The sequence below is a fragment of the Streptococcus sanguinis genome (genome assembly GCA_013378335.1).
Classification (GTDB): Bacteria; Bacillota; Bacilli; order Lactobacillales; family Streptococcaceae; genus Streptococcus; species Streptococcus sanguinis_I.
The window spans coordinates 1,708,304-1,729,873 of sequence record CP040556.1 but is presented as its reverse complement, the minus strand read 5'-3'; the positions used below and the strand labels follow the sequence as shown (position 1 = coordinate 1,729,873).

Annotated in this window: 20 protein-coding genes and 1 pseudogene; 18 read left to right on the top strand and 3 right to left on the bottom strand. The window is 44.2% G+C overall.

Translation table 11 applies throughout. The features are described from left to right. Window positions 1–43 precede the first annotated feature (43 nt). Complete coding sequence (locus tag FFV08_08835) at window positions 44–658, top strand: small molecule-binding protein (protein ID QLB52696.1); 615 nt, start codon at window positions 44–46, stop codon at window positions 656–658. A gap of 48 nt (window positions 659–706) precedes the next feature. Here FFV08_08835 and FFV08_08830 read toward each other — a convergent pair whose 3' ends face one another. Next, complete coding sequence (locus FFV08_08830) at window positions 707–2,977, bottom strand: AAA family ATPase (protein QLB52695.1); 2,271 nt, start codon at window positions 2,975–2,977, stop codon at window positions 707–709. Window positions 2,978–3,226: 249 nt separating this feature from the next. Between FFV08_08830 and FFV08_08825 the strand changes: the two genes are divergently transcribed. The 12 genes from FFV08_08825 (at window position 3,227) to FFV08_08770 (ending at window position 12,463) form a co-directional block, all read left to right on the top strand. Next, complete coding sequence (locus FFV08_08825) at window positions 3,227–3,457, top strand: DUF1797 family protein (GenBank protein QLB52694.1); 231 nt, start codon at window positions 3,227–3,229, stop codon at window positions 3,455–3,457. A 189-nt stretch (window positions 3,458–3,646) separates the two neighbouring features. Further along, window positions 3,647–4,501, top strand: a complete 855-nt coding sequence (locus FFV08_08820) for a bifunctional methylenetetrahydrofolate dehydrogenase/methenyltetrahydrofolate cyclohydrolase (protein ID QLB52693.1) — start codon at window positions 3,647–3,649, stop codon at window positions 4,499–4,501. Beyond that, a complete protein-coding gene (locus FFV08_08815) occupies window positions 4,498–5,271 on the top strand; it encodes an HAD family hydrolase (protein ID QLB52692.1) in 774 nt (257 codons plus the stop codon). The genes FFV08_08820 and FFV08_08815 overlap by 4 nt, the downstream gene beginning before the upstream one ends. 107 nt (window positions 5,272–5,378) lie before the next feature. Further along, window positions 5,379–6,221, top strand: coding sequence for an NAD(P)H-hydrate dehydratase (locus FFV08_08810; GenBank protein QLB52691.1), 843 nt, complete (start codon window positions 5,379–5,381; stop codon window positions 6,219–6,221). After that, window positions 6,197–6,433, top strand: a complete 237-nt coding sequence (locus FFV08_08805; protein ID QLB52690.1) for an initiator RepB protein — start codon at window positions 6,197–6,199, stop codon at window positions 6,431–6,433. The genes FFV08_08810 and FFV08_08805 overlap by 25 nt, the downstream gene beginning before the upstream one ends. Continuing rightward, window positions 6,378–7,718, top strand: coding sequence for an exodeoxyribonuclease VII large subunit (locus FFV08_08800; protein QLB52689.1), 1,341 nt, complete (start codon window positions 6,378–6,380; stop codon window positions 7,716–7,718). The genes FFV08_08805 and FFV08_08800 overlap by 56 nt, the downstream gene beginning before the upstream one ends. Beyond that, window positions 7,696–7,908 carry an exodeoxyribonuclease VII small subunit gene (locus FFV08_08795; GenBank protein QLB52688.1) on the top strand — a complete coding sequence of 71 codons (213 nt, stop codon included), beginning with the start codon at window positions 7,696–7,698 and terminating at the stop codon, window positions 7,906–7,908. The genes FFV08_08800 and FFV08_08795 overlap by 23 nt, the downstream gene beginning before the upstream one ends. Next, complete coding sequence (locus FFV08_08790; protein ID QLB52687.1) at window positions 7,905–8,780, top strand: polyprenyl synthetase family protein; 876 nt, start codon at window positions 7,905–7,907, stop codon at window positions 8,778–8,780. The genes FFV08_08795 and FFV08_08790 overlap by 4 nt, the downstream gene beginning before the upstream one ends. Continuing rightward, entirely contained in the window at window positions 8,773–9,588 is an 816-nt protein-coding gene (locus tag FFV08_08785) for a TlyA family RNA methyltransferase (GenBank protein ID QLB52686.1), read from the top strand. The genes FFV08_08790 and FFV08_08785 overlap by 8 nt, the downstream gene beginning before the upstream one ends. Continuing rightward, window positions 9,581–10,012 carry an arginine repressor gene (locus FFV08_08780; GenBank protein QLB52685.1) on the top strand — a complete coding sequence of 144 codons (432 nt, stop codon included), beginning with the start codon at window positions 9,581–9,583 and terminating at the stop codon, window positions 10,010–10,012. The genes FFV08_08785 and FFV08_08780 overlap by 8 nt, the downstream gene beginning before the upstream one ends. Before the next feature lie 8 nt (window positions 10,013–10,020). After that, complete coding sequence (gene recN, locus FFV08_08775) at window positions 10,021–11,679, top strand: DNA repair protein RecN (GenBank protein QLB52684.1); 1,659 nt, start codon at window positions 10,021–10,023, stop codon at window positions 11,677–11,679. A gap of 52 nt (window positions 11,680–11,731) precedes the next feature. After that, window positions 11,732–12,463, top strand: coding sequence for a serine/threonine protein phosphatase (locus tag FFV08_08770; protein QLB52683.1), 732 nt, complete (start codon window positions 11,732–11,734; stop codon window positions 12,461–12,463). Between the two features lie 71 nt (window positions 12,464–12,534). Here FFV08_08770 and FFV08_08765 read toward each other — a convergent pair whose 3' ends face one another. Beyond that, a complete protein-coding gene (locus FFV08_08765; GenBank protein QLB52682.1) occupies window positions 12,535–12,912 on the bottom strand; it encodes a transposase in 378 nt (125 codons plus the stop codon). A 280-nt stretch (window positions 12,913–13,192) separates the two neighbouring features. On the opposite strand from FFV08_08765, the gene FFV08_08760 reads away from it, so the two are divergent. Continuing rightward, window positions 13,193–13,678: a hypothetical protein gene (locus FFV08_08760; GenBank protein ID QLB53292.1), complete on the top strand. Its 486-nt coding sequence runs from the start codon at window positions 13,193–13,195 to the stop codon at window positions 13,676–13,678. Between the two features lie 610 nt (window positions 13,679–14,288). Here the strand turns inward: FFV08_08760 and FFV08_08755 are convergent. Further along, a pseudogene (locus FFV08_08755) lies at window positions 14,289–14,456 on the bottom strand (IS5/IS1182 family transposase). A 376-nt stretch (window positions 14,457–14,832) separates the two neighbouring features. Between FFV08_08755 and FFV08_08750 the strand changes: the two are divergent. The 4 genes from FFV08_08750 to FFV08_08735 all read left to right on the top strand — a co-directional run bounded on the left by FFV08_08750 (window position 14,833) and on the right by FFV08_08735 (window position 21,166). Continuing rightward, the gene (locus tag FFV08_08750; GenBank protein QLB52681.1) at window positions 14,833–15,666 is read left to right on the top strand and encodes a DegV family protein; all 834 of its coding nucleotides are present in this window, start codon (window positions 14,833–14,835) and stop codon (window positions 15,664–15,666) included. Between the two features lie 112 nt (window positions 15,667–15,778). Next, entirely contained in the window at window positions 15,779–16,054 is a 276-nt protein-coding gene (locus tag FFV08_08745; protein QLB52680.1) for an HU family DNA-binding protein, read from the top strand. Window positions 16,055–16,386: 332 nt separating this feature from the next. Then, window positions 16,387–20,499, top strand: a complete 4,113-nt coding sequence (locus FFV08_08740; GenBank protein ID QLB52679.1) for a Cna B-type domain-containing protein — start codon at window positions 16,387–16,389, stop codon at window positions 20,497–20,499. Between the two features lie 223 nt (window positions 20,500–20,722). Then, on the top strand, window positions 20,723–21,166 hold the full coding sequence (locus tag FFV08_08735; GenBank protein ID QLB52678.1) for a transcriptional repressor: 444 nt from the start codon (window positions 20,723–20,725) through the stop codon (window positions 21,164–21,166). The last annotated feature ends 404 nt before the right edge of the window (window positions 21,167–21,570 follow it).

The following is a 21,570-nucleotide window of genomic DNA, read 5'->3' as shown; positions in this document are numbered from 1 at the left end:
TTCTTTGCTATACTGTTTGTAGTAAAGAAAGGAGGGCTCTCTCATGAAATATGAATGGAGAAAAGCCAATCGAGAAATATATCAAATCAAGTCTGAACCCTGTCTCATAGATGTTCCTGCCCAGTCTTTTATCATGATTGACGGCAAGGGCAATCCTAATGCTGCTGACTTTTCGGAACGAGTTGGTGCTCTGTACAGCTTAGCCTATGTTATCAAGATGAACTACAAAAAGACAGCGGCCGAGCAAGAATTTACTGATTTTACAGTCTATCCCTTGGAAGGACTTTGGCAGCAAGAGCAAGTAGGAGAACTCATTAAAGAAGAATTGATCTATACTATTATGATTGGGCAGCCGGACTTTGTCACTGGAGAGATGGTGAAAAAGGCTCTGGAACAAGTTCGTGTCAAAAAGCCTAATCCTCTCTATGACGAGATTCGCTTTGAAGAAATGTCGGAAGGAGCGTGTGTCACCGTGTTGCACCTAGGACCTTTTGACGAAGAACCTCAATCCTTCGCTAAAATGGATACCTTTTGCCAGAATTACCAGCTGACACGGATTTCAAACTCTCATAGGGAAATCTATCTCAATAATCTGAATCGGACAGAGCCTAGCAAGCTGAAAACAATTCTGCGCTACAAGGTTCAGAAAGATCAATAAAGAAATAGAGCAGAAAACTAACTGTTTTCTGCTCTATTTTGTCGACATTTATTTTTCTTCTTGTGATGAATTAACCGACTCTGCGCTTTCGGTTTTCTTGGCTGACTTGATGAGAATCTTACCATTGCTGGTCATGATAGCTTTAAGATCTTTTTCGCTTGGATTTTCCAGATAGAAGTCAGTAATAGCATCTTCGATATGGTCCTGAATGGTACGGCGCAGTGGGCGAGCCCCCATTTTAGGATCGTAGCCCAGGTCAACCAATTTTTCCTTGACCTTCTCCGTAACATCTAGATGAATGTCGTTGGTTGCCAAACGTTGATTGACATCGTCTAGCATCAGGTTGACGATTTGCAGCAGATTGTCCTTGCTAAGCGCCTGGAATTCGATAATGCCGTCAAAGCGGTTCATAAACTCAGGACTGAAGAAGTTGCCCAATTCACCCAAAACGGAATTGGTGCGGCCTTCACGCGCTGCTCCAAAGCCAACGCTGGCTTCAGCTTTGCCAGTTCCGGCATTGGATGTCATGATGATAATGGTGTCCTTGAAGCTGACAGTCCGTCCTTGGCCATCAGTCAGGCGGCCATCATCTAGAACCTGCAGGAACATGTGCATAACATCGGGATGGGCTTTTTCCACCTCATCCAGCAGAATGAGTGAGTATGGATTGCGGCGGACGCGCTCAGTCAATTGACCAGCTTCATCATAACCAACATAGCCCGGAGGGGCACCGACCAGCTTGGCCACGCTGTGTTTCTCCATGTATTCACTCATATCAAAGCGAATCATGCTGTCAGCCGAGCCAAAGAGCTCAATGGCTAGTTGCTTAGACAGCTCAGTCTTACCGACACCAGTAGGTCCGACAAAGAGGAAGCTGCCGATTGGGCGATTAGGACTTCCTAGTCCAACTCGGTTGCGGCGGATGGCCTTGGCAATCTTATCCACAGCATCGTCTTGACCGATGACATGAGCTTTTAGGTCGCTGGCGAGATTAACTAGTTGAGACTGCTCCTTTTCTTTGAGGTCGCCAACTGGGATATTGGTCTTTTGCTCGACGATGTGCTCAATCGTTTTCTCGCTGATAATCGGAGTATCCTTATCCAGTACACTTGTCTGCTGGAGTTCCTTGTACTTGGCAATCTGGTCACGGAAGTAAGCCGCCTTCTCGAAGTCTTCGTCGCGGGTTGCCTTAGCCTTGAGATTTTCGGCCTCAATCAGACGTTGGTCAATGACCTTGGGATCAACGAAGTTGAGGGTCAGATTCATCTTAGAACCAGCCTCATCCAAGAGGTCAATAGCCTTGTCTGGCAGGAAGCGATCTTGGATGTAGCGGTTGGAGAGAAGGGCAGCCGCTTCGATGGCCGCATCTGTGTACTTGACGTGATGGTAGTCCTCGTATTTTTTCTGAATCCCTTTGAGGATAGTAATGGTTTCTTCAACAGTCGGCTCGTCTACCTTAACTGGCTGCATACGACGCTCAAGTGCAGCATCCTTCTCGATGATACGGTATTCATTGAGGGTGGTTGCTCCGACCATCTGGAGCTCACCGCGAGCCAGAGCTGGTTTGAGAATGTTCCCAGCGTCCATGTTGCCATCGCCAGCAGAGCCTGCTCCGACAATTTCATGGATTTCATCAATGAAGAGAATGACATCCTGACGAGAACGAATCTCATCAATGAGCTTCTGCATTCTCTCCTCAAATTGGCCACGGATACCAGTTCCCTGTACTAAGCTGACAACGTCTAGGCGGATAACTTCCTTGCCTTGGAGTTTATGAGGCACATCACCATCAACAATTTTCTGGGCCAAGCCTTCCACCACGGCTGTTTTTCCGACTCCTGGCTCTCCTATGAGAACAGGATTGTTTTTGGTGCGGCGGTTGAGGATTTCAATGACACGGACGATTTCTTCATCACGGCCAATAACAGGATCAATCTCGCCTCGGCGAGCCAACTCAGTCACGTTGATACCAAACTCTTCCAGCAGGCCTTTTGGCTTTTGCGGACTTGGCTGAGGCTGACCACCCTTGCTAGGATTGGAGCCGTAGCCGCCACCGCCTCCATAGGCTCCGCCAGATTGGGTAGGAGGAGTAGTTGGTTCCTGAGGCTGTTGAAAATTGCTGAGGCTGTTAAAGAAGTCATCGATAGGATCTGTTCCGTGATTGTTGGTATTAGCAATTCCGCCGAACAAGGAATGTTCAGGGTCTGTTTTCATGATTTGGTAGCAGTTTTGGCACAAATCCACCTGCTGTTTATGGCCATTTACGTTGGTATAAAGGTGAATTGTGGATTCATTGATTTTACAATTTTGGCAAAGCATGCAGATACCTCTTTTCTTTTAGTGTGCAAGCTATTTATAGAAATAATTAAAGGTCAAAAATAGTCAAAGTTTTATAGTTTCATTATATCAGTATTCTCGAACTTTGCAAGAATTTACTACAAAATCCTCCCTTAGACCGAGCAGAATGAAAACAAATTCTTGAAAAATTACAAAAAATGGGCTTTTAGTGGTATTTCAGTCGCTATTTATGGTAAAATAAGAGGGAACTAAGTAAATAGGAGAAACAAAATGGAATCACATTTAGTTAGAATTATCAACCGCTTAGAAGCTATGGCTAAGGATGGCGGAAATTTGAAACGTAATTTTGAGCGTGAAGGAGTGGTTGTAGCAGAAGTAGCTTACAGTTACGACGAAGAAAACGGCTCTGTCTTCACCTTGCGTGACGTTGCAGCGCGTGAGACCTATACTTTCGACAGCATCGATTTGATTGCAATGGAAATTTATGAATTACTCTACTAAAAAGCACTTTGCTGCTTTTTATTTTTACCCTTTTTATCTTATTTTGAAAAAGATTTAGTAGGGCTGAAAATTTTACCACTAGGTGCTAATGAATCCTCGTCTTATAACCTTGTATAAGAAAAAGTTATAGGCTGGACACAGATTTTTTTGGTATAATGAAAAAGATAATGAAAAAGAAATGAGAATGACATGGCGCAGATTATTGATGGTAGAGGTTTGGCAGAGAAGCTTCAGAAAAAATTAGCCGAAAAAACGGCTCGCCTCAAAGAAAAGACAGGTCAGGTACCGGGCTTGGTAGTGATTGTGGTGGGAAATAATCCAGCCAGTCAAATCTACGTGCGTAATAAAGAGCGCTCTGCCTTGGCTGCTGGCTTTCGGAGTAAGATAGAACGTCTGCCAGAAGAGACCAGCCAAGAAGAGCTCTTGAGCTTGATTGAAATTTATAATCAAAATCCTGATTGGCATGGCATTTTAGTCCAGTTGCCCTTGCCTGAGCATATTGATGATGAAGCTGTGCTGCTGGCCATTGATCCAGACAAGGATGTTGATGGCTTTCATCCGCTTAACATGGGCAAGCTATGGAGCGGCCATCCAGTTATGATTCCAGCTACTCCTGCAGGCATTATGGCAATGTTCCATGAATATGGTGTTGAACTAGAAGGCAAGCGAGCGGTCGTCATCGGGCGGAGTAATATTGTTGGTAAGCCCATGGCTCAGCTCCTTTTAGCTAAGAATGCGACAGTGACCCTAACGCATTCGCGGACCCACAATCTAGCTAAGACTGCTAAGCGGGCAGATATTTTAGTGGTGGCTATCGGTCGTGGATATTTTGTGACCAAGGACTTTGTCAAGGAAGGCGCTGTTGTCATTGATGTCGGTATGAACCGAGATGAAAATGGCAAGCTGATTGGCGATGTTAAGTTTGATGAAGTTGCTGAAATTGCTAGTCTGATTACCCCTGTACCTGGAGGTGTTGGGCCTATGACCATTACCATGCTGATGGAGCAGACCTACCAGGCCTTTAAACGGAGTCTTGAATCATGAAATTTGTTTTTGATTTGGATGGGACCTTGTCCTTTGATTATATGACGATTGATGAGGAGATTAAGCAGGTTCTGCTAACGGCTCCTCAGTTTGGGCATGAAGTTCTGTTTGCTTCGGCGCGTTCTTATCGAGATTGTCTAGGACTATTGGGGCCGGAACTGAGCCAGCAGATAGTGATTGGCCTGAACGGCGGAGTAGCTTATCAGAAGAGACAGCTGATATTTGAGCGTCAGCTTCATCAGTCAAGTTATCAAGCCATTCTAGACATTTGTTTGACCTATAATTTACCTTTTTTCGTTGATAATACTTTTGACTACAGCGGCCAGATTTTAGAAAAAATCCCTTTTATTGCCAGTGTAGATCCTCTCAAGCGGGCAAGACGGCTGGAACTGACTGAACTCCAGCATCCTATTAAGCTTGTTATTTACATGGGGAATCATGAGCAGCTCTTAGACGATTTACAGGCTCGTTTTGCAAACTTGCCCAATCTGAGTCTAGACTATCATGAACATGAGAAATGTTTTTATATCAATCCGGCTGAAACCAATAAAGCTTCAACTGTAAAGGAACTTTGCGGATCAGATTATGTGGCTTTTGGTAATGATCAAAATGATATCCAGCTCTTTAAGAATTCTCTCTACGCTGTGCAGGTTGGGGATTTCTCAGGCTTGAGCGATTATGCGGATGAGCAGGTCGCCTTTCAGGAAAATTTACCCAAGGCAGTCGCAGCAAGAATCTTACAAAAATTTGCAGATTTCCGAAGAAAATAACTTTCTTGCGATACGAGGCACCTGTTTAGGTGCCTTTTAGTGTATAATGAAGATAGGTTTGGTCATGTTGAGACAAGTGCAGGATGAAGTTGTTCTAGGAGAATATCATGTCAAAAAATGCTGAAAATTTTTTAAAAAAAGTCATTAGGGAACGTCCCTTGGATAGTCACAAGGGCGATTACGGCCGTCTCTTATTGATTGGGGGGACCTATCCTTATGGGGGCGCCATTATCATGGCTGCTTTAGCAGCAGTCAATAGCGGAGCCGGTCTGGTGACTGTTGCTACAGATAGAGAAAATATCGCCCCTCTGCACAGTCATTTACCGGAGGCCATGGCCTTTGACATAGAGGAGCAAGACCGATTGACAGAGCAGCTGGCTAAATCGGATCTAGTCTTGATTGGTCCTGGCTTGGCGGAGAATCAACTAGGTCTAGATATCCTACAAAAGGTAATCCAGACTGTGTCAGAACAACAGATACTTATCATGGATGGCGGTGCCATTTCACTCTTTAGCAAGGCAGCTTTGCCATTTCCAAAAGCCCAAACAGTTTTTACGCCTCACCAGAAGGAGTGGGAAGGCTTATCGGGTTTGAGCTTGTCAGATCAGGCAGCGGCAGCCAATCAGGCGGCGGTCAATCAGTTGCCACTGGGCAGTATTGTCGTGCAGAAAAAGCATGGGACGACCATTTATCAAAGTGGGCAAGAACAGGTCTTTGAGCTGACAGTAGGCGGACCTTATCAGGCAACTGGCGGCATGGGGGATACGCTGGCAGGTATGATTGCCGCTTTTGCGGGTCAGTTCAAGTCAAGCAGTCTCTTTGAGCGAGTGGCGGCTGCAACCCTTCTTCACTCCCTTATCGCTGATGAATTGAGTCATGAAGCTTATGTCGTCCTGCCAACGGCAATCAGCAGGGTCATTCCAAAGTGGATGAAGGAGATGAGTCAGTAGACTTTTTCTTGGGTTTTAAGTCAGCTGGGTTTCTTTTGTGGAAGCCCAGTTTTTTTCTTGCTTTTCAGGGTATTTTTAGACTTTGTAATCGGTTTTTTATGCAGTTTTTTGTTATAATAAAAGTTACGGAAAAACTAGAAAAGAAAGGGAAAGGACATGCCAGAGTATTTGTCGGTTTCGACCTTGACCAAGTATCTGAAGATGAAGTTTGAGCGGGATCCTTATTTGGAGCGGGTCTATCTGACTGGCCAGGTGTCCAATTTCCGCCGGCGCCCCAATCATCAGTATTTCTCATTGAAAGATGAAAAGGCCGTCATTCAGGTTACGATTTGGTCTGGTGTCTACCAGAAGTTGGGTTTTGAGCTGGAAGAAGGCATGAAAATCAATGTCATTGGCCGGGTGCAGCTCTATGAGCCGAGCGGTTCTTATTCTATCATCGTTGAAAAAGCGGAGCCAGATGGTATCGGTGCCTTGGCTATCCAGTTTGAACAGCTCAAGAAAAAACTGGGAGAAGAAGGGCTTTTTCAAGATAAATTCAAGCAAGCCTTGCCCCAGTTTCCTAAGAAAATCGGTGTTGTAACCAGTCTCAGCGGAGCGGTCATCCGGGATATTATCACGACGGTCAGCCGTCGCTTTCCGGGAGTGGAGATTGTCCTTTATCCGACAAAAGTGCAGGGAGATGGGGCTGCAGCTCAGATTGCTGACCACATCAGACTGGCCAATGAGCGGTCGGATTTGGATGTGCTGATTATTGGTCGAGGTGGCGGTTCTATCGAAGATCTCTGGGCTTTCAACGAAGAGGAAACAGTTCGGGCTATTTTTGAGTCTCGGATTCCTGTTATTTCTAGTGTCGGCCATGAGACAGATACGACTTTGGCGGACTTTGTGGCAGATCGCAGGGCTGCGACTCCTACGGCTGCAGCTGAGTTAGCAACACCAGTCACCAAGCTGGATCTTCTGGGACATTTGCAGCAGCAGGAAAACCGCATGTCACGAGCGATTTCCAATCGCCTGAGCTATTATCGAGAGCGACTGAATAAACTGACCCAGTCGGTTATCTTCCGGCAGCCAGAGCGGCTCTATGATGGTCATCTGCAGAAATTAGACCAGCTCAACCTGCGACTCAAGCAAAAAATTCGCGAATATTATAGTGAAGAGCAACAGCGGGTCAAAATCTTGCAGCATCGTTTGGAGGCATTGAATCCGCTCAGTCGTGTTCAGCGTCTTCAGGAGCAGACTGCCCAGCTGGAGCGCTTGCTGCGCAGCAACATGGCGGTCATTTATGATAACAAGGTGGCTCAAGTCAGGAGATTATCCGAGGCCTTGCTTATGCTGGATACCAGTCGAATCGTGGCGCGTGGCTATGCTATTGTCCAAAAGAATCAAAAGGTTGTCGAGTCAAGTGCAGGTATTGAAGAAAAAGATGAACTGACCCTGTTTATGCGGGATGGGCAGTTGGAAGTAGAGGTAAAACATGTCCAAAGAAAAGAAATTTGAAGAAAACTTAGCAGACTTGGAAGTCATTGTCCAAAAGCTGGAAAATGGTGATGTAGCGCTAGAAGAGGCGATTGCGGAATTCCAAAAAGGGATGAAGCTTTCAAAGGAGCTCCAGGCTAGTCTGGACAAGGCAGAAAAGACCTTAGTTAAGGTCATGCAGGCAGACGGCACAGAAACGGAAATGGAATGACAAGAAACGAGAAACTGGAAAAAATCGGTCTGACGATTGAAGATTTTTATAAATCTCAGCAAGTGTCGCCGGATTTATCAGAAGTTATTTTGTACTCTGTGCAGGCTGGCGGCAAGCGGATTCGACCCTTACTGCTATTAGAGTTGATTCAAGCTTTTGGCCTAGAGCTGACTGAGGCCCATTATCAGGTCGCAGCGGCTCTTGAGATGATTCACACTGGCAGCCTTATCCATGATGATTTGCCGGCTATGGATGATGACGACTATCGTCGCGGCCGCTTGACTAGCCATAAGAAGTTTGGAGAGGATATGGCTATTTTGGCGGGTGACTCTCTCTTTTTAGACCCCTATGGACTATTGGCAAAGGCTGAGCTGCCTAGTCAGGTCAAGGTGGAATTGATTTCTGAGTTGTCTCTGGCAGCAGGGAGCTTTGGTATGGTCGCAGGACAAGTTCTGGACATGCAAGGCGAAGGACAAGCAATTAGTTTAGAAGATTTAAAAAACATCCATGCCAATAAGACTGGAAAACTTCTAACGTATCCCTTTGTCGCAGCTGGTTTGATTGCTGAGGTCGAGAAGTCTGTTCAAGACAAGCTTCGTAGGATTGGAGAGCTCTTGGGGCTGGCCTTTCAAGTGCGGGATGATATTTTGGATGTGACAGCTAGTTTTGAAGAGCTGGGTAAAACCCCGCAGAAAGATTTAGCTGCGGCCAAGTCGACTTATCCAGCCTTTCTGGGTCTAGATGGAGCTAAGAACTTTTTCAATCAGACTCTTGATGAAGCTGTGGACATTCTGATAGACTTGGAAGAAAAGACAGAGTTTTCAGGCGGAGAAATTCAAAAGATAATAGAAAGTTTGAGATTGAATGGCTAAGGAAAGAGTAGATGTGCTGGCTTACAGACAAGGGCTCTTTGAGACCAGAGAGCAGGCTAAGCGTGGCGTCATGGCTGGGCTGGTTATTGCTGCGGTCAATGGCCAGCGCTTTGACAAGCCTGGTGAAAAGATTGACACAGGAACAGAGCTGCGCTTAAAAGGTGAGAAACTCAGATATGTCAGCCGAGGCGGGCTCAAGCTAGAAAAGGCTTTGCAAGTCTTTGATATTTCGGTCACTGACCGAGTGACCTTGGATATCGGAGCTTCGACCGGCGGTTTTACAGATGTCATGCTGCAGCACGGTGCTAAGCTGGTCTATGCAGTGGATGTGGGGACCAATCAGCTGGCCTGGAAGCTCAGACAGGACGAGCGGGTCATCAGCATGGAGCAGTTTAATTTTCGCTATGCCCAAAGGACTGACTTTGAGCAGGAGCCTAGCTTTGCCAGTATTGACGTCAGCTTTATATCGCTGAGTTTGATTTTGCCAGCTCTGCATGAGATTTTGGCTCGGGATGGCCAAGTGATCGCCTTGATCAAGCCTCAGTTTGAAGCAGGCCGCGAGCAGATTGGGAAAAAAGGGATTGTCAAGGATAAAAAGGTCCATTTGGCAGTTCTGGAAAAGGTGACAGCATTTATGATGGAGGCTGGCTTTTCTGTCAGGGGACTGGATTTTTCTCCCATTCAGGGAGGTCAGGGCAATGTAGAATTTCTGGCCTATTTAGAAAAGAGTACAGAACCGCAGGCTCTTGATTCAGTAATGATGACAGCTGTCGTAGAGGCTGCACACAAGGAATTTAAGGATGAATAAGAAGGATAGATTAGAAAAGATTAGACGCTTTGTCAGTGACTATGACATTGGCACACAGGAGGAAATTGTAGAACATCTCAGGGAGTCTGGGATTACAGCGACCCAGGCTACGGTCTCTAGGGATATCAAGGAACTGGGCATTGTCAAGATACCGCTCAAGGATAACACTTATATCTACGAGCTGCCTAAGACCATGACTAGCAGTCTGGGCTTGGCTGAAAATAATATCCTGTCCTGTCAGGTTTTGGGAAACATGATCAATCTCAGTCTGGTACCGGGGAGCACAGCACTGGTCAAGCGTCATCTTAGAAATGAATTTGCTGAGGATATTTTCAGTATCTTGGCAGACAACGACAGTATTTTGATGGTTATGATGACAGAGGAAGCAGCTGCAAGGATTGCAACCATCATTCACCATTGGTAGGAAAGCCTATGTTATTAGAAATTTCGATTAAAAATTTTGCCATTATTGAGGAGATTTCCCTTAATTTTGAACAAGGTATGACGGTTTTGACCGGGGAAACCGGAGCCGGCAAGTCTATTATTATTGATGCGATGAACATGATGCTGGGCAGCCGTGCTACGACGGATGTTATTCGTCATGGGGCACCCAAAGCTGAGATAGAGGGACTTTTTTCGCTGGAAAATAGCAGAGCTTTGCGAGAGATTTTTGAGGAGCAAGGCTGGGAGCTGACCGATGAGCTGATTATCCGTCGGGAAATTCTGCAAAACGGCCGCAGTGTTAGCCGTATCAATGGCCAGATGGTTAATCTGTCTGTTCTAAAGGCTGTCGGCCAGCACTTGGTGGATATCCATGGTCAGCATGATCAGGAAGAGCTGATGAGACCCCAGCTTCATATCGCCATGCTAGATGAGTTTGGCTCAGCAGACTTTTTGCATCTCAAAGGCCGCTATCAGGAAACCTTTGACCACTATCGAAGCCTGCGCAAGCAAGTCCTGACTTTGCAGAAAAATCAGCAGGAGCATAAGGCCAGAATTGAGATGCTGGAGTTTCAGATGGCGGAGATTGAGAGTGCAGCCCTCAAAAGTGGTGAAGATACTGCCCTGCATCAGGAGCAGGATCGCTTGCTCAACCACAAGCTCATTGCCGATACGCTGACCAACGCCTATACCATGCTAGATAATGAAGATTTTTCCAGTCTGACCAATGTCCGCTCAGCTATGAATGACCTTGAGTCTATCGAGGATTACGATCCAGCCTACAAGGAGCTTTCAGGCAGCTTGTCAGAGACATATTATGTCTTAGAAGATGTCAGCAAGCGCCTAGAGGACATTTTAGATGGACTGGATTTTGACGGAGATCGGCTGCTACAGGTGGAGGGTCGTCTGGATTTGATTAATAGCATCACGCGTAAATACGGCGGCCAAGTAGATGATGTGCTGGATTACTTTGCTCAGATTTCCAAAGAATACAGCCTTTTAACTGGAAGTAACTTGTCCTCAGAGGATATGGACCGAGAGCTGAAGGCCTTGGAAAGAGAGCTGGTAGAGCTGGCCCAGGAGCTGAGTCAGGCTCGTCACGGCCTAGCAGCCAAGCTGGAAGCGGAAATCAAGCAAGAGCTGCAACACCTCTACATGGAAAAGGCGCGCTTTAAAGTGCAGTTCAGTAAGGGCAAGTTCAACCGTGAAGGCAATGAACAAGTAGAGTTTTACATCTCAGCCAATCCGGGTGAGGATTTCAAACCTCTGGTAAAGGTTGCGTCTGGCGGGGAACTTTCCCGTCTCATGTTGGCTATCAAGTCTGCCTTTTCTCGTAAGGAAGGCAAGACCAGCATTGTCTTTGACGAAGTGGATACGGGCGTTTCTGGCCGAGTGGCCCAGGCTATTGCTCAGAAGATTCACAAGATTGGCTCTAACGGGCAAGTCTTGGCTATTTCCCATCTACCTCAGGTCATTGCGATTGCCGATTATCAGTTCTTTATTGAGAAGATTTCGGATGAGAATTCGACCGTCTCAACGGTTCGGCTTCTGACGGCTGACGAGCGTGTTCAGGAAGTCGCTAAGATGCTGGCTGGCGAAGATGTGACGGAGGCTGCTTTGACTCAGGCCAGAGAGTTATTAAAAAAATAAACAAGCGAGGCTGAGACACTAGTGTTTCGGTCTCCTTTAGGAGGTGGCGCGTATGACAGAATATTTTGCAATCGGTGATGTCCATGGCAAGGCTGGTATGCTAGATGAGCTGCTCCAGCACTGGGATGGTCGCAGTCAACTAGTCTTTCTAGGCGACTTGATAGATCGTGGTGAGGACAGCCGAGCAGTTTTGGAGCGGGTCAAGGACCTAGTGGACCAAGAAGGAGCTGTTTGTCTGTCTGGCAATCATGAGTATATGTTTCTGACCTGGCTGGACAATCCTGAAAAGTCTTATGACCACTACCGACGTAATGGCGGAGATACGACGATCAATTCGCTTTTAGGCCGACCTCTCAGTGCTCCTGTAGATGGAGTAGCAGACGCGGAACGTGTCAAGACGGAGGCGGCCGATTTAGTAGATTTTATTCGTCAGATGCCTTTCCTATTGGAGACAGAGCGGTACATTTTTGTCCATGCTGGCCTAGATTTGGAGTTGAAAGACTGGCGAGAGACCAGTGATTATCAAAAAGTTTGGATTCGCGCGCCTTTTCACGAAGGCAGCAATCAGACTGGCAAAACGATTGTCTTTGGCCATACACCAACATTTTACCTCTTGCATAAGGCACCGGGAACTGATCAGCTATGGATGACTGAGGATGGCAAGATTGGCATGGATGGCGGAGCTGTTTATGGCGGAGTCCTCCACGGAGTTCTCTTTGGTCATGATGGCATCATCATAGATCGGTATGCCATAAAAAATGCTGGTTTGGTAGCTGAAGACTGAAAAAGGGTCTGAGACAAAATAATTCTCAGCCACAAAAAAGCTAGAGATTTCCCATTGCGGAACTCTAGCTTTTAATGTTGAACCGTTCTCTTATTGTATTTAAGGAGGTTATTAGCCATGAGCACTAATCCCATGTCAATTTTCACTTGACGCTTGCCTCTCAGGTTACATCTCTTGTAACCCAAACAAGCCTTTATCTGACCAAAGACAGGTTCCACACCAATTTTTCGTCCAGAGAAAATCCCTTGTGAATATGCAAATAGAAGAGTAGCTAAAAGCATTTTAGGGTGATAAGACGGGCGACCGAAGGCATGATAGAAGGCATGGAAGTGACTGTCATCTACTGCATTGACATCCTTTTCGATGGTGAAAACGATGTGGTCTTGAGGCAAGAAAGAACTAATTTCAAGTGGTAAAGTTGTTTGATTTGTGTTATAGTGAATATGCATGGGATAGCCTTTCTAAATGGTTTATTAGTCAATTCTATTTTACCAAGACTATCGCAACAATGTAAAAAGCAACAGCAAATCCGTTGCTTTTTTTGTAGCAAAGAGACTATTGTCCCAGGTTCTTTTTTCTTCTTAGAAAAAGAAAACTGGAATTTTGTCCGTTCTTTATCTTAGAAAGGATATCAAAATCTTTTAAACTGATGGATTTCTGTACATTTGCTTTTTTTTTTTGAAACTGTTATAATGGAGACAGATTATTTAAAAGGAGATGACAATGACAATGAAAATTATCAATATTATCGTCGGTATTTTTTACCTTGCTTTTGGTCTTTTTTTGTGGAACTATCCCTTGAAAACACTTGCGACTTTCTCGCTAGTCTTTGGCTTGATGCAGCTGTCAGGTGCTATTGCAGTGCTGATTTATAGCTTTTGGAAAAAGCTCAACCCAATTCCTTGGGGAAATATCTTGGTTTCTCTAGCTATCGGACTTGGCTTCTTTTTCATCCCCTTCTTCTCGCTAACTGTCATTTTGTGGCTCTTTATCTTTAGTTTTTTGACAATGTCAGCTATTTATCTACAAGTTTTGTTGAAAAACAGAAATCAAAAATGGTACATGGTAGAGGTAGCTCTAGCTATATTGGGTATCATCTTCTCATTTGTCATGTTGTTCAATCCAATAGTAGGATTTGCTACTATGGCCAAGGTATTGGCTTTTGGTGTCATCACTAATGGCTTGTCTTATATCTTTGCGCCAAGCGAAAAATAACTCATGCAAGGCTAGAACGAAAGTGGCACTGCACCCTTATAATGGGACACAAGAAAAACACATTTATGAGGCCAGTTTTCTGTAATCTATAGGAGACTGGTCATTTAATTTCTGTTGAATTCTAGTTTCATTATAAAATATGATGTAAGATTAACAATATCTGTTATACTATCTTTGGTTAGGTTTCTCCAATTATGGAGATAGAAGGTTTCGGACTTGAGAACAGAATGGAACCATTCGATACAGGCATTATCTGCTGGCGTTCCTTTACGGGACATGGAGCGGGTGATGCCTTTTTCAGTACAAGCCTGATGGTATGTTTTGAGGTGTAGACAGATCCCTGATCACTGTGTAAGAGTGCCCCTTGAGGCAGGTCGAGTTGATGAAGCATGTCAAGCACAAAGTCCGTATCCTAGCAATCTGAGATGGTATAAGCCATAATTTCACGATTATAGAGATCCATAATCGAAGATAGATAAAGTCTACAGTTGCCAAAGGAGAGGTAGGTGATGTCCGTTACGAGCTTCTCCATAGGCTTGTCTGCCTGAAAATCACGATCCAACTTATTGTCTGTTATATAGTAAGGCTTCCCTAATTTGGGTCCTTTCTTGGGACGACCCTGATCTGGGCTATAGGTTTCTTCAACCAAGTCATAGATAAAGTCGAAATCAACCTCTGATTCCGATTGGCGAAGAAAGTGATCTTCTGGGACCAATTCGTCTATCGTATAGAAGCCATATTGGCAACGATTATAATCAGGTTTTTCTTTGTGAAACATAGCTAGCACCTCACAACTGTTCTCGCCTCTATTATACGACTTTACACAAAGAAAAGCCCTTAGAAACTGCTGTTCTTACGACTTTGACTTCAATCTGAGATTGGGAAAATCCAATATTTTTTTGCTGAGATTCTCTTTGAAAACCAGCTTTTTCCTAAAATTTTCCCCAATAAAGCTAAAAAAGCTGCATGTAAACACTTTTTCATCTAATTTTAAAGAAGCGCAAAAAGATTAAAAACCTAAAACAAGCAGATTAAATTTAGGAAACGCTTGGTCTGAGCTGTGATTTTAGCGAATATTCCCCCACAAAACCATAAAAATTTGGTATAATGTAGTGTAATAATAAGTTAAAATTTAGATACAGAGTAGGAAATCTATGACAAAAATAAAAATCGTAACAGACTCATCTGTAACCATTGAACCAGAGGTTGCTAAGGAATTAGACATTACAATTGTGCCTCTCTCTGTTATGGTGGACGGGGTGGTCTATTCGGATGCAGACCTAGAGGAAGGTGAGTTTCTTCGTCTCATGCAGTCTAGTCGCAATCTGCCTAAAACCAGCCAGCCGCCTGTCGGAGTCTTTGCTGATGTTTTTGAGCAATTGGCTGAGGATGGAGCGCAGATTATCTCCATTCACATGTCTCACGCCTTGTCAGGGACTGTCGAAGCAGCTCGTCAGGGAGCGACTTTGGCTAATGCTGATGTGACGGTTGTTGACAGCTCTTTTACTGATCAGGCTATGAAATTCCAAGTCACTGAAGCGGCTAAACTGGCCAAGGAAGGAGCTAGCGTGGAGGAAATTCTAGCCAAAATAGAGGAAGTGAAAGAAAAGACAGAGCTCTATATCGGTCTCTCTACCTTAGAAAATCTGGTTAAAGGAGGCCGTATTGGCCGAGTTTCCGGTCTGATTAGCTCCTTGCTTAATATCCGGGTTATCATGCAAATGAAGGACCATCAGCTGGAGCCCATTGTCAAGGGTAGGGGCGCTAAGACCTTTAAAAAATGGTTGGATGATTTGACAGCAAGTCTGCAAAATAAGCAAGTGGCTGAGATTGGAATTTCCTATGCTGGCGGTCCAGAATTGGCCCAGGAAATGAAGGAAAGTTTACAGCCGTATGTCAAGAAACCTATTTCAATGCTGGAAACAGGGTCCATTATTCAGACACATACAGGGGAAAATGCTTGGGCTGTGTTGATTCGTTACGAATAAAACCATAATAATTTAGAAAATAGCGGCTTAGTACTTGACCTGAAAGCTATTTTTAGATATGATAATATTTGTTAGGGTTATCAACCCAGAAAAAATTTGGAGGATTTGTTAAATGGCTAACAAACAAGATTTGATCGCAAAAGTAGCAGAAGCTACAGAATTGACTAAAAAAGATTCAGCAGCAGCAGTTGATGCTGTATTCGCAGCTGTAACTGAGTACCTTTCAAAAGGTGAAAAAGTTCAACTTATCGGTTTTGGTAACTTTGAAGTTCGTGAGCGTGCAGCACGTAAAGGTCGCAACCCACAAACTGGTAAAGAAATCAAAATCGCGGCTTCTAAAGTACCAGCTTTCAAAGCAGGTAAAGCACTTAAAGACGCTGTAAAATAATTTTGGTTAATAAAGCCTGACACACTTGCCTTTGGCGAGTATGTCAGGTTTTTCTTTTTGCTCTCAGTTCTTGAACTTAATAAAAGATTTAGTGGCTTCGAGAAAGTTGATTGATGAACTTTCTTGGAGTTTTTATTTTGCAAAGAAGTGAAGGAAATTGTCTCTAATCAAAAGAGAATGATAAAGGACAAACATTTTTAAAGACTTAAAATAAAAAGTTGAAAATTTTAGCAAAAGCACTTTTAAATCATAGGTCTTTATGATAAAATGAAGGGAACATTTCTTTTTGCGTAATGATTGCGAGATCATTGAAAAAGTTTAGGAGGTAAGAAATGAAATGGAAACTACATCGGGGCTCACTGCGCCCTGTTAATCCTTTTGGCAGCAAATTTCGCTTGCTGATGGGATTATTTGTTGTGCTTTTTTCAATCTTTTTGCTCCCCATTCAGACATTGTCTGCCTTGGAGGAGATTAAGAATGCAACGGATATTTCTACTCTGGATATCCATAAGTTCAATTTGAATATCAATAATGTCAGTGTCTTATCTAAGTCATCGGCTGTTGATCAATTTCATTTGTCCAATCCGCATTATGAATATCTGAGTGGCGGAGCTTATGCTAAAGAGATGGAGAATTTCACTCTCAAAGTGGATAAGAGCAAGAAGCAGGATCAAGTATTTGATAATCCTCTGTCTTTAAAATTTACCAATGTTGGAACTGTTCACGGTAAGCAAGTGGATGCTTATCTGAATTTCAATAAGGTAACCTTACACTACCTCAATACTGCTCAGGCAGAGTCAGAGATGAATAGTGCTCAAAAGCAAACGGTAGAATTTTTCTCTATTTCGGAATTATGGGAAAATAATGCTTTTGAAATTGGGAATGTTCCCTATGTAGATGCAGCTCATGACTACATTATGAATAAGGCTTTTTGGCTTGATGCGGATGTAACAGCAGAGTTGCGTTATGCAGATGGTTCCGAGACAGATTTGAAGTTGGTTATGAAGCCAACAGACATCGATGCAATTGATGCCAACAACTTGAAGGAAACCTTCTATGTTAAAGATTATCAAAATGATGTTAATCTTCGTTTGATGAATAATGCCAATGTCTTAAGACAGGAAGACCAAGGAGAACGAACTGCTTGGGTAGCAACTCAGATTACAAGCGGTAGCTATTCTGAGAACAATATTTCTGGTTTAGCGCTTCGGTCAAATAGTAATAAGATGAATTTTGGTTATTCATCAACAGAGGTTTGCTCGGCAGTCTTTGGTCTTTATATTGAAAAAGTTGATCCCAAGCCAGTCTTAGAAGTGGATCCAGTTAAGATTCCAGCTAAGGAAGGTCAAGAGGTGACTTATAAGGGAACCTTCAAGATTCCAGTTCCTGGTAAGGATATTTTGGCTACCCCGACTACTATTGAGATGACTGAAACCTTTGATGAGCGACTGGATTACAAGGAGCTCAAGGTTGAGGCTGGCGGCAATGTCTTGCAGGAAGGTCGTGATTACACGATTGAAAAGAAAGGCCAGACCGTTACGGTCAAGATGACACCGGAGTATGTAAAAGCAAATTCTTCTCAAGATATAGTCATTACCTACAAGACTGCAACCAATCAAAAGGTAGCAGAAAAGGGTGCTGCAACGGTTGAAAATACAGTGACCTTGAAAGTAGATAATCTTTCAGCACCATCTAATCAAGTTACTACTGACTTGCTCTATGAAAAGAAACACGAATTTGTCAGTGGCACTGCTGGTAAGGAACTCCCGCAGGAAATCAAAGACCTAATACCAGAAACAGAAAAGAATCTGGAGAATGGTACAAAGGTAACTCCAACACAGCCGGTGAAGACAGAAGTGAAAACGACCGACGGTACCTGGACCTTTAAGTCATACGATAAGAACGAAGAGACGATCAATGGATCAGATGTGAAGTTTGTCGGCACTTGGGACTTCACCCCAAATCCAACTTATAAGGCTACTCACGAGTTCGTTAGTGGAACAGCAGGTAAAGAACTGCCACAAGCAGTGAAAGATTTACTTCCATCCGACAAGCCTAATTTAGCTGATGGTACCAAAGCCACTTCAACACAGCCAGCGAAGACGGAAGTGCAGACCGCAGACGGTACTTGGACTTTTAAATCTTATGACAAGACAGAAGAGACGATCAACGGAGCAGATGTGAAGTTTGTCGGCACTTGGGACTTCACCCCAAATCCAACTTACAAGGCTACTCACGAGTTCATTAGCGGTACAGCAGGTAAGGAACTTCCACAAGAAGTGAAGGATTTACTTCCATCCGACAAGCCTGACTTGGCAGACGGTACGAAAGCCACTCCAACGCAACCAGTCAAGACGGAAGTGAAGACCGCGGATGGCACTTGGACCTTTAAGTCTTACGACAAGAACGAAGAGACCATTAACGGAGCGGATGCGCACTTTGTCGGCACATGGGATTTTACCCCAGCGCCAACTTATAAAGCGACACATGAATTTGTCAGCAGCACAGCTGGTAAAGACCTTCCACAAGCAGTGAAGGATTTACTCCCAAGCGACAAGTCTGACTTGGCAGACGGTACGAAAGCTACTCCAACGCAGCCAGCGAAGACAGAAGTGAAGACCGCGGATGGCACTTGGACCTTTAAGTCTTACGACAAGAACGAAGAGACCATTAACGGAGCGGATGCAAAATTTGTCGGTACTTGGAATTTTGTAGCAACACCTACCCCAGCACCAACTTATAAAGCGACACATGAGTTCGTCAGTGGTACAGCAGGTAAAGAACTACCACAAGAAGTGAAATCCTTGCTTCCAAGCGATAAATCTGATTTAGCCGACGGTACGAAAGCCACTCCAACGCAACCAGTGAAGACAGAAGTTGAAACATCTGATGGCAGCTGGAGTTTCCAATCATATGACAAGAACGAAGCAACCATTAATGGTGCAGACGCTACATTTGTTGGAACTTGGACGTTTGTGGCGAAGCCTAGTCCAGTACCAACTTACAAATCTACACATGAATTTGTCAGCGGTACAGCAGGTAAGGAACTGCCACAAGAAGTGAAAGATTTGCTTCCAACTGATAAATCTGATTTAGTCGACGGTACGAAAGCCACTCCAACGCAGCCAGCGAAGACAGAAGTGAAGACCGCTGATGGCACTTGGACCTTTAAGTCTTACGACAAGACGGAAGAGACCATTAACGGAGCGGATGCAAAATTTGTCGGTACTTGGAATTTTGTAGCAACACCTACCCCAGCACCAACATATAAAGCAACGCATGAATTTGTCAGTGGCACCGCTGGTAAAGAACTGCCACAAGAAGTGAAATCTTTGCTTCCAAACGATAAATCTGATTTAGCCGACGGTACGAAAACCACTCCAACGCAACCAGTTAAGACAGAAGTTGAAACATCTGATGGCAGCTGGAGCTTCCAGTCATATGACAAGAACGAAGCAACCATTAATGGTGCAGACGCTAAATTTGTTGGCACTTGGACATTTGTGGCGAAGCCTAGCCCAGCACCAACTTACAAGGCTGTGCATGAGTTCATTAGCGGTACAGCAGGTAAAGAACTGCCACAAGAAGTGAAATCCTTGCTTCCAAGCGATAAATCTGATTTGGCCGACGGTACGAAAGCCACTCCAACGCAACCAGTGAAGACAGAAGTTGAAACATCTGATGGCAGCTGGAGCTTTCAGTCATATGATAAGAACGAAGCAACGATCAACGGAGCAGACGCAAAATTTGTCGGTACATGGACGTTTGTGGCAAAACCTAGTCCGGCACCAACCTACAAAACTACACATGAATTTGTCAGTGGAACTGTTGGTAAGGAATTGCCCCAAGAAGTGAAATCCTTGCTTCCAAGCGACCAAGCAAACTTGTTAGATGGCACTAAAGCCACTTCAACACAGCCAGCGAAGACGGAAGTGCAGACCGCAGACGGTACTTGGACCTTTAAGTCTTACGACAAGACGGAAGAGACCATTAACGGAGCGGATGCAAAATTTGTTGGCACTTGGACTTTTGCAGCTGACTCAACGACGCTTACTGGCACTGTGATCTGGATTGACAATGATAACGGTGCAGGTCGCCGACCACAGAGTGTCCTTGTTCATTTACTTGCAGATGGACAGGATACAGGCATCAGCGTAACTGTTGATGAGGCGATGGGCTGGAAATATAGCTTTGAAAACCTGCCTCGCTTCAAGGATGGAAAAGAAATCGTCTATAGTGTCCGCGAGGACGAAGTGGAAGGCTACAGCAATCAAGCTGAAGGTATGAATGTAACCAATCGCTTGCTTGTAGATGCTCAAGTTAAAGAGATTGGCAAGAAACGAATTCTGCCTAAGACCGGCCAAGATGCATCTATCTGGATGCTGATTCTTGGATTCTTGACTCTTGGAGGAGCAGTTAGCTTGACCAAACGTCAGCGTGACTAAGATTAAGCTACAGTAAAAAGCTTTGAAAATCAAGAATATATGAAAAGTCTGTTGTCTCAACTTTTGTTGGGAATAGCAGGCTTTTTATTTTTGGCAGGAAAATCAAGGCACTGATAGAATTAAAAAATTTTAGGCCTTATTTACAATCATTCTTAATAGCCAAGTAAGCCTAGTCATGGTATAATGGTAATGACTTAGATGAGAGGCTATAACGGAGTAAATAATGAAACAAGAACATCAGCATGACTTTGACCAAGTAATTGGCCATTTGCGCGCCAAGGGCGTGCGTATTACAGAAACACGGAAAGCGGTAATTGACTATATTATCCAAAGTCACGACCATCCTAGCGCTGAAATGATATATCAGGACTTGAAGCCCAATTTTCCTAATATGAGTCTGGCAACAGTCTATAATAATCTCAAGGTTCTGATTGATGAGGGTTTTGTCGCTGAGCTCAAGGTTCGCAATGATACGACGACCTACTTTGACTTTATGGGTCATCAGCATCTCAATGTCATCTGTGAAAAATGCGGCCGTATTGCTGATATGGAGCTGGAACTTCCTGATGTGAAGCATGAGGCTGAAGTGCAGACTGGCTACCACATCACCCAAAGCCAGACGACTGTCTATGGCCTATGCCCCCAATGCCAGCAAGAGGCGGTGTGACTGAGAGGATGATTAGGAGCTTTTTGGAGCCTAAAGACGAACAAAGATGTGACTCGCTTTGCAAATTCAATCTGTAACGTTAAAGCAGTACTTTGATCTATCGGCTATTGCGTTAAGATTCTTTTTCAAATAAAAAGTAAGGCTAGAACTTATGTCTCTTAGACTTTTTCTATGCGTTTTAGCAAGGCATGTTCGCAGAACATCATCCGATCTTAGAGATAGGATGCCCAATCAGTCACGGTACTTAGCAAAATCAGATATTTTAAGGATAACCCCTTATATACTTATGCTATTATTTTACAGGCGAATTCTCTTTTGATATAATGAAAGCAGAATAAAGCCTTGTGCAAAGAGATTCAAAGAGTTCTGAAAGATTTACAATATAGGTAAATTCATCATAAGTC

Excerpts from the sequence above, each read along its gene's own strand:
- FFV08_08835 (QLB52696.1), top strand. The coding sequence starts at position 44 with ATGAAATATGAATGGAGAAAAGCCAATCGAGAAATATATCAAATCAAG.
- FFV08_08830 (QLB52695.1), bottom strand. The coding sequence starts at position 2,977 with ATGCTTTGCCAAAATTGTAAAATCAATGAATCCACAATTCACCTTTAT.
- FFV08_08825 (QLB52694.1), top strand. The coding sequence starts at position 3,227 with ATGGAATCACATTTAGTTAGAATTATCAACCGCTTAGAAGCTATGGCT.
- FFV08_08820 (QLB52693.1), top strand. The coding sequence starts at position 3,647 with ATGGCGCAGATTATTGATGGTAGAGGTTTGGCAGAGAAGCTTCAGAAA.
- FFV08_08815 (QLB52692.1), top strand. The coding sequence starts at position 4,498 with ATGAAATTTGTTTTTGATTTGGATGGGACCTTGTCCTTTGATTATATG.
- FFV08_08810 (QLB52691.1), top strand. The coding sequence starts at position 5,379 with ATGTCAAAAAATGCTGAAAATTTTTTAAAAAAAGTCATTAGGGAACGT.
- FFV08_08800 (QLB52689.1), top strand. The coding sequence starts at position 6,378 with ATGCCAGAGTATTTGTCGGTTTCGACCTTGACCAAGTATCTGAAGATG.
- FFV08_08795 (QLB52688.1), top strand. The coding sequence starts at position 7,696 with ATGTCCAAAGAAAAGAAATTTGAAGAAAACTTAGCAGACTTGGAAGTC.
- FFV08_08790 (QLB52687.1), top strand. The coding sequence starts at position 7,905 with ATGACAAGAAACGAGAAACTGGAAAAAATCGGTCTGACGATTGAAGAT.
- FFV08_08785 (QLB52686.1), top strand. The coding sequence starts at position 8,773 with ATGGCTAAGGAAAGAGTAGATGTGCTGGCTTACAGACAAGGGCTCTTT.
- FFV08_08780 (QLB52685.1), top strand. The coding sequence starts at position 9,581 with ATGAATAAGAAGGATAGATTAGAAAAGATTAGACGCTTTGTCAGTGAC.
- recN (QLB52684.1), top strand. The coding sequence starts at position 10,021 with ATGTTATTAGAAATTTCGATTAAAAATTTTGCCATTATTGAGGAGATT.
- FFV08_08770 (QLB52683.1), top strand. The coding sequence starts at position 11,732 with ATGACAGAATATTTTGCAATCGGTGATGTCCATGGCAAGGCTGGTATG.
- FFV08_08765 (QLB52682.1), bottom strand. The coding sequence starts at position 12,912 with ATGCATATTCACTATAACACAAATCAAACAACTTTACCACTTGAAATT.
- FFV08_08760 (QLB53292.1), top strand. The coding sequence starts at position 13,193 with ATGAAAATTATCAATATTATCGTCGGTATTTTTTACCTTGCTTTTGGT.
- FFV08_08750 (QLB52681.1), top strand. The coding sequence starts at position 14,833 with ATGACAAAAATAAAAATCGTAACAGACTCATCTGTAACCATTGAACCA.
- FFV08_08745 (QLB52680.1), top strand. The coding sequence starts at position 15,779 with ATGGCTAACAAACAAGATTTGATCGCAAAAGTAGCAGAAGCTACAGAA.
- FFV08_08740 (QLB52679.1), top strand. The coding sequence starts at position 16,387 with ATGAAATGGAAACTACATCGGGGCTCACTGCGCCCTGTTAATCCTTTT.
- FFV08_08735 (QLB52678.1), top strand. The coding sequence starts at position 20,723 with ATGAAACAAGAACATCAGCATGACTTTGACCAAGTAATTGGCCATTTG.